This is a genomic window from Streptomyces sp. NPDC013187, assembly GCF_042899705.1.
GTDB lineage: Bacteria > Actinomycetota > Actinomycetes > Streptomycetales > Streptomycetaceae > Streptomyces > Streptomyces hawaiiensis_A.
Genome location: NZ_JBIBAF010000018.1, coordinates 48,371 through 57,473, shown reverse-complemented (window position 1 = coordinate 57,473; position 9,103 = coordinate 48,371). Strand labels below are relative to the sequence as shown.

The following is a 9,103-nucleotide window of genomic DNA, read 5'->3' as shown; positions in this document are numbered from 1 at the left end:
GAGCCGACCGGCGGGACAGGGTGGACCGGGCAAGCAGAGCGGACCGGCAGGACGCGGTGGACCGGGCGAGCAGAGCCGACCGGCGGGACAGGGTGGACCGGGCGAGCCGAGCGGACCGGCAGGACGCGGTGGACCGGGCGAGCAGAGCCGACCGGCGGGACAGGGTGGACCGGCAGGACAGGGTGGACCGGGCGAGCCGAGCGGGCCGGCAGGACGGGTTGGACCGGGCGAGCCGAGCAGTTCGGGTGGACCGGCGGGATCGGGCGAGTCGGACGGGCCGGCGGGGCCGGACCCGGCCGAGGCCGGTGGCGCTCCTGAGCAGGGGCGGCCGCCGCGGATCCCCATGCCCCGGGTCTCCGTCGAGGACAGCGGGCTGCCGCTGCCCGCGTCGGCGGACCCCGGTGACATGCCGGCGCCGCCCGCCCCGCCCGTCTTCGAGCACCCCGTGCTGAAAACCCTGCTCGGCGCCTGGGCGCTGGCCGCGTGCTCGGCCGAGGAGGCCACGGCCGTCGAGGAGCACCTCGGCGAGTGCGGCTCCTGCGCCGACGAGGCCCGGCGGCTGCGCGAGGCGGTCGGGCTGCTGCAACGCCCCGAGAGCCTCGACCTGGACCCGGGGCTGCGCACCCGCGTCCTGGACACCTGCCTGGAGCGGCGCCCGCCGCGCATCCCGGTACCGGAGTGGGCCGCCGCGTACGACGCCGAGACCGCGCGTCTGGACGCCCTGCTGCAGGACTTCGGCGACGCCGAGTGGCACGCGCCGGTACGGCTGCGCTGGTTCCGCTCGGACCAGTCGACGAGCCGCCGCACCACCGTCGCCGGGGTCATCGCGCATCTGCTCAGCGTCGACGGTCTGGTGGGGGTCGCGCTCGGCCTGGACGACCCGCTGGGCGACGTCCCGTCCCGGCGTCCCACGCCGGCGGCCCGCACCGAGGCGTTCTGGCGCGCCTCCCACTTCCCGCCCACCCGGTCCGTCCGGGCGCCCTGGCGGGAGCAGAGCCACAGCCTGGTGCGCACGGTGTCGTTCACGGGCGGCGGCGCCGGGAAGATGCCGGTGTCGTACGGAGACTTCGAACTTCCCCTGCGCGACGCGATGCTGGATCGCGCCTTCGAGTGCTGGGTGCACGCGGAGGACATCGCCGACGCGGTCGACTACCCCTACGACCCGCCCTCGCCACGCCATCTGCACCGCATGATCGACCTGGCCGCCCGCATGCTGCCGACCGCGCTGGCCCACCGCCGCCAGGCCGGTCTCGCCTCCCCCGCCCACCACCGCCATCTGGTCGCGGCGGGCGAACCCGGCCGCAGCCTGCGGCTGGAGATCGAGGGCTCGGGCGGCGGCGAGTGGCTGATCCCCCTCGACTCCCCCGCGGCGAAGGGCTCCGCCGAGCACGAGGTGGCGCACGTGGCCCTGGACGGCGTCGAGTTCTGCCGCCTGGCAGCCGGCCACGTCCCTCCACAGGAGGCGGCGGCAGGCCAGGTCGGAGACAGGGAGGCGATCAGAGACGTCCTGTTCGCCGCCGCTTCACTGAGCAGGATGTAGACCCCGACCGCAGGGACACGCCCCCTGGGGGCGCGGGGAACCGCGCGAACAACCACAGACGCCCCGCACCCGCCACCGAACGGGACGCCCCGGGCTCCTAGGCGAAAATCACGGTCCGCCGCCCATTGAGCAGAATCCTGCGCTCGGCATGCCACTTCACACCCCGCGCCAGCGCCTGGCACTCCACGTCACGCCCGATCGCGACAAGCCCCTCCGGCGTCACGTCATGCCCGACCCGCTCGACCTCCTGCTCGATGATCGGCCCTTCATCAAGATCAGCCGTCACGTAATGAGCGGTCGCACCGATCAGCTTCACACCCCGGGCATGAGCCTGGTGATACGGCTTCGCCCCCTTGAAGCTCGGCAGGAACGAGTGGTGGATGTTGATGATCCGCCCGGAGAGCGCCTTGCACAGGTCGTCCGACAGCACCTGCATGTACCGGGCGAGCACCACCAGCTCGACACCCTCCTCACGCACGATGTCGAGCAGCCGCCCCTCGGCCTCCGCCTTCGTGTCCTTCGTCACCGGAATGTGGTGGAAGGGGATGTTGTACGACCCCACCAGCTCGGCGAAGTCCGTATGGTTCGACACCACTCCGGCGATCTCCACCGGCAGCGCCCCGGTCCGAGCCCGGAACAGCAGGTCGTTCAGGCAGTGCCCGAACTTGCTGACCATCAGCAGGATGCGCATCTTCTGGTCGGCCCGGTTGATCTGCCAGTCCATCTGGAACGAGTCGCCGATCGCCGCGAAGCTGGCCCGCAGCTTCTCCACGGTCACCGGGGCGTCCGCCGAGAAGTGGACCCGCATGAAGAACAGTCCCGTGTCGTGGTCGCCGAACTGCTGACTGTCCTCGATGTTGCAGCCGGTCATGAACAGGTAGCTCGACACGGCGTGCACGATGCCCTTCCTGTCCGGGCAGGAAAGGGTGAGGACGTACTGGTCGGCCGGGACCGCGGCGCTGGTGGACTGCTCGTTCATGCAGGACAGGTTCCCACAAGGAACGACACCACCGGCAATCGTCCCGCAGGGCGGACCCCCGCGGAACCGCCGGGCCGCCCGGGGCGAGAGACCGCTACGCGGACCTGGTCATGATCCGCAGCACATCCAGGCTGCGCGGCGCCGCGTCCGGCTCCTCGCCGTCACTCGCGGCGAGCCGCACATGCGCGTCCCGGGCCGCCTGGACCGCCTCCGGCCACGCCTCGTGCTGGAGGTACGCAGCGACCGGCGCGTCCGGTCCGACCTGGTGCATGATCCGCAGCACCCGCAGCACGGCGGTGTCGACCAGGGCCGCCTCCTGCGAGTCGCGGAAGATCGTGCCGATGTACTTCTCGGCGGACCAGTGATCCAGCCAGGTGTCCTCGACGAGCCGGTACACCGCGTCGGTCACGTCGCCGTAGCCGTCCACACCGGCCAGCCAGACGTCCCGCTGGAACCCGGGGTCGGAGAGCATGTGCAGCGCCGAGCGCACGTTGCTGCGCCAGCGCCACCACGGCATGTCATTGACAGGCATGCCGCCCATGGTGGATGAGCGACGGCCACGACGGGAAGAGTTCTCCGAAGCTTGCACGGTCATCGATCGTACGTTCCCCTCCACATCGGTCACACCGGCCCCTGCAATTCACCTGCGCGTCACCAATTGTTGATCCGACATCACGCACGGGTTAGCCATGTGACGGAATCGTGCGGAACCATGACCGGCAGGCGACGCACCCGCAGCACATTCCTCCCCGGCCTCTTCACCCGTCACGCCAGACAAGGCCTCTTCACCGCGGGTACGGCGGTCGCGTGCGCGTCGCTCCTCGCCGGCTGCGGTGTGGTCCCCGGCACCACGGGGGGAGCCGGGGACGACACCATCACCGTCATGACCTGGGCCCCCCAGGACACCAAGGCCACCAACAAACCCGGCATGCCCGCATTCGCCCACGCCTACGCCCGCTGGATCAACGCCAAGGGCGGGATCAACGGCCGCAAGCTCAACGTGCTGACCTGCAACGACCACAACGACAGTGTGGCCGCCGCGAAGTGCGCCCGGCGGGCCGCCAAGGAGAACGTCGTCGCGGTCGTCGGATCCTACAGCCAGTACGCCGACTCCTTCTTCCCGTCGCTGGAGGGAGCGGGCATCCCCTACATAGGCGGCTACGGCATCACCAACGCCGAGTTCACCAGCCCCCTGTCCTACCCCGTCAACGGCGGGCAGCCCGCGCTGCTCGCCGGTCTCGGCAGCGCTCTCGCCGGCTGCGGGCCCGTCGCGCTGATCCGGCCCGACACCATCGCGGGCGACCAGCTGCCCCCACTGCTCGACTCCGGTCTGAAGGCGGGCGGGCACCGGGCCTCGAACGACCAGCGGGCGGCGGAGGACGCCACCGAGTACGACGACCAGGCCGAGCGGGCGCTGCGCACGACGGCCGGCGGCACCGCGGACGACGGGTGCGTGGTGCCCGCGCTGGGGGACCGCAACGGCACCTTCATGGACTCCTTCCGGCGGGCCCGTGAGGACTTCCCCGAGGTGCGGACGGCGACCGTGCTGGGCAGCGTCGACCAGACGGTGATCGACGCGACCGGCGGGGCGTCGGGCCCGTACGAGGGCGCGTACATCACCGGCTGGTACCCGGTGGCGACCGATCCGCGCTGGGACGGGATGAAGCAGGTGATCCGGGAGGAGGCCTTCGGCGACAACCGCATCGACCCCGCGGACGCCGGAGTGCAGACCACGTGGATCGCCTACACGGTGTTCCGGCAGATCGTCGAGTCGCTCGGCGACGGCGAGGTGAGTGCCGACACGGTGGCGGAGGCCCTGGACGACGGCCTGCAGGTCAGCACGGGCGGGCTCACACCGACGCTGCGGTGGCGGTTCCAGGACAAGCTCGCCGCCGTGGGCTTCCCACGCCTGGTCAACGCCGACGTGACCCTTCAGGTGGTGCGGGACGGACGGCTGGTCTCGGCCCGCAAGGGCTTCGTCGACACGACGCGGACGCTGGAGAACGCCGACGTGAACTACTGAGCGTCCCCGCCCGGTGGTTCACGCCGGCCGGGACGTTCCCGTCACAGCTGCGTCGGCTGGCGCTCGGTCAGGCCGTACTTCTTGGCGATGCCGTTCCACAGCCCGGCCGCCTTGGCCTTCTCCGCGCTGGCGACGCCGCTGGCCCGGTTGCCGGCCTGGGTCTGGCCCGTGACGCGGGCCTGGCCCTTCTTGCAGCCCTTCTTGCCGGCGGTCTGGTCGGCCCAGGCCGCGTAGTGGTTGTCGGCCGAGGCGGAGGCCTGCCAGGCCTTGGTGAGGGCGGTGGTCAGCGCGGCGTGGCCGGGCAGCTTGTCGACCTCGATGCCGGAGAGCCGGGTGACCAGCCCGCTGCGCTGCTTGGCCGCGTCCCGCAGGTTCTTCGCCGCCTGGGGGAGGTTGTCGCAGCCCTTGACGTCGGCGACCGCCTTGATCACGGTGCTGCGGCTGTTGCCGCTGTCGGCGAGCAGCTTGTCCAGCTCCACCGCCTGGGCCCGGGCCGGGTCGGCCGACGGCGAGGCGGAGCCGTCCGTCGCGGGAGCCGAGGCGGACACGGTCTTCTTGTCGCTGCCGTCGTCGTCACCGCCACCGCCACCGGCGAGCAGTGCGCCCGCGCCGACGCCGAGCACGGCGATGCCGATGCCTACGGCGGCGATGACGGGGACGCGCGATCCGGAACGGCCACCGCGCGAGCGGCCTGCGGCGGGCGGGGCGTGGGAGGGCTGAGGAACGCCGCCGTACGCGGGCTGCGGCTGCTCGATGCGGGGCATCTGCTGGGTGGCGCCGGCCGGGCTGTCTGCGCCCTGGTCGCTGCGGAAGAGGTTGTCGAACTCGGCGGGCGGCTGCTTGTTCCCGCCGGGCACCGGCGGGATGTACTGCGTCGCCTCGGCGTCCGGGTGCGAGGCCGACGGCAGCGGCCCGGCTCCCGCCCCCGCCCGGGGCCCGGTCCCGAGGTACCGCGTCGCCTCCGGGTCCTCCCCGGCAGGCCTCTCGGGCGGCAGCGCCCCCGGGGACACCGGGGGTATGTACTGAGTCGCCCCCTCGTCGGCGGCCGGCGTGACGGGCGGCAGGTACTGGGTGGCCGCGGCGGCGTCGCCCGCGACGGGCGGTATGTACTGGGTGGCGCCCTCGTCGGCGGGCGCGGGCAGGGGAGCGCCACCGGGGGGCGACCCGTACGCGCCGGAGGCGGGCGGCAGGCCACCCCCGTACGACTGCTGCGGGGCTCCCCCACCCGGAGCGCCGTACGCCCCACCGGCGGCCGGCTGACCGGCCCCGTACGCACCGGACTCGTTCTGCGGCCCGGCTCCACCCGCGGCGGGAGTGCCGTAGGCATCGGCGGCCGGCGGCTGACCGGAACCCTGCGGGTATCCGTATGCGGAGCCGCCCTGCGGCCGGCCGGCACCCTGCGGGTATCCGTACCCGGAGCCCTCCTGCGGCCGGCCGGTCCCGGGCGGGCCGGAGCCCTCCGGGGGCAGCGGGGCGCCGCCGCCTGCGGCGCCGTACGGGGCGTATCCGTCGGTGCCGGCCGGCGGCTGGGCCGTGCCGTACGGATCGGGGTTCGCCGGTGCGCCGGCGTACGGGTCCGGGGGCCGGGTGCCCTCCGGGGGGAGGGCGCCCGGGGCCTGGGCGTCCCACGCGGGCTGCTCCGGCGTGCCCCACTGCTGGGGCTGGGACTGCCAGGTCTGGCCCGGCGGCGGGGGCGGGGTCTGCTCCTGGCCGGGGCCCCACGGCCGGCCCCAGGTCTGGCCCTCCGCGGGGGCCGAGGTCTGCGGCCCGCCCGACGAAGGCGGGGCGGGCCGGCGGGCCGGGGCGTCACCCGGTCCGCCCGTCATTCCCGGCAGCAGGGGTTCGCCACCGTCGGAGGGCAGCACGATGCCTTCGCGCGCGGGGCGCGCCGAGGGCTCCTCGCCCTGTCCACTCTGCGTCACCGGGACTCCTACTTATGGGGGACCTTGTGAATCGTCGGGTCACGCTACCGGGTCCCCAGAGCCCCGTGCCACGCAGCACAGGGCCTGACCGCATGCCCTGTGAGCGCGGTAACACCGGCGGATCACGCCGCGTCGCCCATGTCACCTCCCGCGCACACCGCGGCCGTTTCCCGCATGTTCACGCATCCGCAGACCCTGTGTTCACGCAGCCGCCTGCAGGTCGAGCCGCGCCCCGAACTCCCTCACCACCGCCTCGTCCCGGTACGGCTCCAGCCGCTGCTGGAAGTCCTCCAGGTACTCCGCGCCCCGGTTGGACCGCAGCCCCTCCAGCAACTCCACGGCCTTCATGCCGGTGTTGCACGCCTCCTCGATCTCGCGCTGCTGCACCTGCGCCGTGGCCAACAGCACATATCCGATGGCCCGGCGGCGCGCCCGCGTCTCGGGATGCCCGGCCAGCGACTCCTGCGCGCACCGGGCCGCCGCCTCGGCCTGCCCCAGGTCCCGGTGGCAGTGGGCCAACTCGTCGGCGAGGTAGGCCTCGTCGAAGTGCGCGATCCACACCGGGTCGTCCCCCGCGGCCGGGTCGGCCGCCTCCAGGGCGCTCACGGCGCGCCCCGCCGAGGACTGGGCGGCGCGCACGTCGCCCATGAGGGCGTGCCCGCGCGCCTCCGCCGCCAGGAACATCGACTCCGCCCGCGGCGACACGCGCCCCCGCGCCCCCTCCTGCGCCGCCCGCGCCAACTGGGCGATCTCCCGCGGGTTTCCGAGCTGCGCGGCGAGATGGCTCATGGAGGCCGCGAGAACGTACCCGCCGTAGCCGCGGTCCCCGGCGGCCTGCGCCAGCCGCAGCGCCTGGATGTAGTAGCGCTGGGCCAGGCCGGGCTGGCCGGTGTCGACGGCCATGTACCCGGCGAGCTCCGTCAGCCGGGCCACCGCGGCGAACAGGTCCCGCCCGACCGCCTCCCGGTACGACCCCGCCAGCAGCCCCGAGACCACGCTGTTGAGGTAGTGCACGACGACCGGCCGCACATGCCCGCTGCCGTACTGGTGGTCGAGATCCACCAGCGCCTGCGTCATGGCCTGCACCGCCTGCACGTCGGACTGCCCCACCCGTGGCCCGGCCGAGCGCGAGACCTGCGCGTCGGGCGCGGAGATCAGCCAGTCCCGGCTGGGCTCGACCAGCGCGGACGCCGCGACGGAGGAGCCGGACAGGAAGTCCCGCCGCCCCACGTCACTGCGCCACAGCTCGCAGACCTGCTCGATGGCCCCCAGTACCGTCGGCGAGAACTGCAGGCCCACGCCCGAGGCGAGGTTCTTGCCGTTGGCCATGCCGATCTCGTCGATCGTGACCGTACGGCCGAGTTTGCGGCCCAGGGCCTCGGCGATGATCGCCGGTGCCCGGCCCCGTGGCTGCTGTCCGCGCAGCCAGCGCGCCACCGACGTCTTGTCGTAGCGCAGGTCGAGGCCGTGCTCGGCACCGCACATGTTGACCCGGCGGGCCAGGCCGGCGTTGGAGCATCCGGCTTCCTGGATGAGCGCCTGGAGCCGTTCGTTCGGCTGCCGGGCGACGAGCGGCCTTGCGGCCATGGCGTACCCCCTGTGGCTGCGGTGCCTGCCCACGCACCGAGTTGACGTGTCTTCCGCGGCCGAGCCCCTCACGTCCCAGCGAAAAGATCCGGCCGTGAAGATCAATGCCCCGCTCACCAGGTGAAAATGCGAGACATGTGAGGATTGCCGGGGTAACGGCTGTTGCCGGCCCCACACCTGGCTACCCAGCTCCGGCCACCGATCCTCGTGCGCGCCCCCGCACATGCATCCATGCGCCCCGGGAACAGGGGCGATGCTCTCCCCCGCGCACAGGGGCGGGCGTAACCCCTGGTGACGACCAGAGTTGTGTTCATCGTGGAAGAGACGATCGTCGGCACCGAAGCCGCTCAGATCCCGAAGCAGCGCGGGGAATCGCTGCTGGAGACCGCTGTTCGCTACGCCGAGGAGCGCCACTGGGACGTGTTCCCCGGCACCTGGCTGGAAGCCGTCGACGGCAGCCAGCGCTGCTCGTGCGGTGACGCCGCGTGTCCGGCGCCGGGGTCGCACCCGGCGCGTCCGGACTGGGCGACGCAGGCGACGGGCAGTGCGACGGTCGCGCGGCGGATGTGGCAGAAGCAGCCGACCGCGTCGATCCTGCTGCCGACGGGGCGGACGTTCGACGCGATCTCCGTGCCGGAGACGGCCGGGTTCCTCGCGCTCGCGCGGATGGAGCGGATGGAGCTGACGCTCGGGCCGGTGACGCTCACGCCCGATCGGCGGATGGAGTTCTTCGTGCTGCCGGGGGCCGGTGTGAAGGTGCCCGATCTGGTGCGGAAGCTGGGGTGGTCGGTGTCGTCGCTGGATCTGACCGTGCTGGGTGAGGGGGCGTATGTGGCTGCGCCGCCCACGCGGTTCGGGTCCCGGGGGGCTGTGCAGTGGGCCTGCCGGCCGACTCCTGCCAATCGGTGGCTGCCGGATGCGGAGGAGTTGATCTCGCCGTTGGCCTACGCGTGCGGCAGGGATCGATAGGCGCTGATTCGTCTGCTCGGTTGCCTTGTGTGGCGGCTGCGGGGTGTCCGTGGTTGATCGCGCAGTTCCCCGCGCCCCTGAAA

At 73.0% G+C, this 9,103-nt stretch carries 7 protein-coding genes; 3 read left to right on the top strand and 4 right to left on the bottom strand.

Translation table 11 applies throughout. From position 1 onward, the window contains the following. Positions 1-343 precede the first annotated feature (343 nt). Entirely contained in the window at positions 344-1,540 is a 1,197-nt protein-coding gene (locus ACFY5B_RS32365) for a maleylpyruvate isomerase N-terminal domain-containing protein (protein WP_389976412.1), read from the top strand. A gap of 97 nt (positions 1,541-1,637) precedes the next feature. Here the strand turns inward: ACFY5B_RS32365 and purU are convergent, their stop codons facing one another. Together purU and ACFY5B_RS32355 are read right to left on the bottom strand one after the other, a co-directional pair. Then, positions 1,638-2,519 carry a formyltetrahydrofolate deformylase gene (gene purU / locus ACFY5B_RS32360; protein WP_175433174.1) on the bottom strand — a complete coding sequence of 294 codons (882 nt, stop codon included), beginning with the start codon at positions 2,517-2,519 and terminating at the stop codon, positions 1,638-1,640. Positions 2,520-2,613: 94 nt separating this feature from the next. Then, positions 2,614-3,114 (bottom strand): hypothetical protein, encoded by a 501-nt coding sequence (locus tag ACFY5B_RS32355; RefSeq protein ID WP_389976409.1) that lies wholly within the window; start codon positions 3,112-3,114, stop codon positions 2,614-2,616. Positions 3,115-3,231: 117 nt separating this feature from the next. On the opposite strand from ACFY5B_RS32355, the gene ACFY5B_RS32350 reads away from it, so the two are divergent. Beyond that, complete coding sequence (locus ACFY5B_RS32350) at positions 3,232-4,542, top strand: ABC transporter substrate-binding protein (protein ID WP_389976406.1); 1,311 nt, start codon at positions 3,232-3,234, stop codon at positions 4,540-4,542. A gap of 41 nt (positions 4,543-4,583) precedes the next feature. Here ACFY5B_RS32350 and ACFY5B_RS32345 read toward each other — a convergent pair whose 3' ends face one another. Continuing rightward, entirely contained in the window at positions 4,584-6,464 is a 1,881-nt protein-coding gene (locus ACFY5B_RS32345) for a hypothetical protein (protein WP_389976403.1), read from the bottom strand. A gap of 201 nt (positions 6,465-6,665) precedes the next feature. Further along, complete coding sequence (locus ACFY5B_RS32340; protein WP_386636364.1) at positions 6,666-8,051, bottom strand: transcriptional regulator; 1,386 nt, start codon at positions 8,049-8,051, stop codon at positions 6,666-6,668. A gap of 306 nt (positions 8,052-8,357) precedes the next feature. Between ACFY5B_RS32340 and ACFY5B_RS32335 the strand changes: the two genes are divergently transcribed. Next, positions 8,358-9,020: a bifunctional DNA primase/polymerase gene (locus ACFY5B_RS32335; RefSeq protein WP_107051703.1), complete on the top strand. Its 663-nt coding sequence runs from the start codon at positions 8,358-8,360 to the stop codon at positions 9,018-9,020. Positions 9,021-9,103: the final 83 nt, after the last annotated feature.

Bases quoted from the DNA above. Each gene is read 5' to 3' on its own strand.
- ACFY5B_RS32365 (WP_389976412.1), top strand. From the start codon at position 344: ATGCCCCGGGTCTCCGTCGAGGACAGCGGGCTGCCGCTGCCCGCGTCG.
- purU (WP_175433174.1), bottom strand. From the start codon at position 2,519: ATGAACGAGCAGTCCACCAGCGCCGCGGTCCCGGCCGACCAGTACGTC.
- ACFY5B_RS32355 (WP_389976409.1), bottom strand. From the start codon at position 3,114: ATGACCGTGCAAGCTTCGGAGAACTCTTCCCGTCGTGGCCGTCGCTCA.
- ACFY5B_RS32350 (WP_389976406.1), top strand. From the start codon at position 3,232: ATGACCGGCAGGCGACGCACCCGCAGCACATTCCTCCCCGGCCTCTTC.
- ACFY5B_RS32340 (WP_386636364.1), bottom strand. From the start codon at position 8,051: ATGGCCGCAAGGCCGCTCGTCGCCCGGCAGCCGAACGAACGGCTCCAG.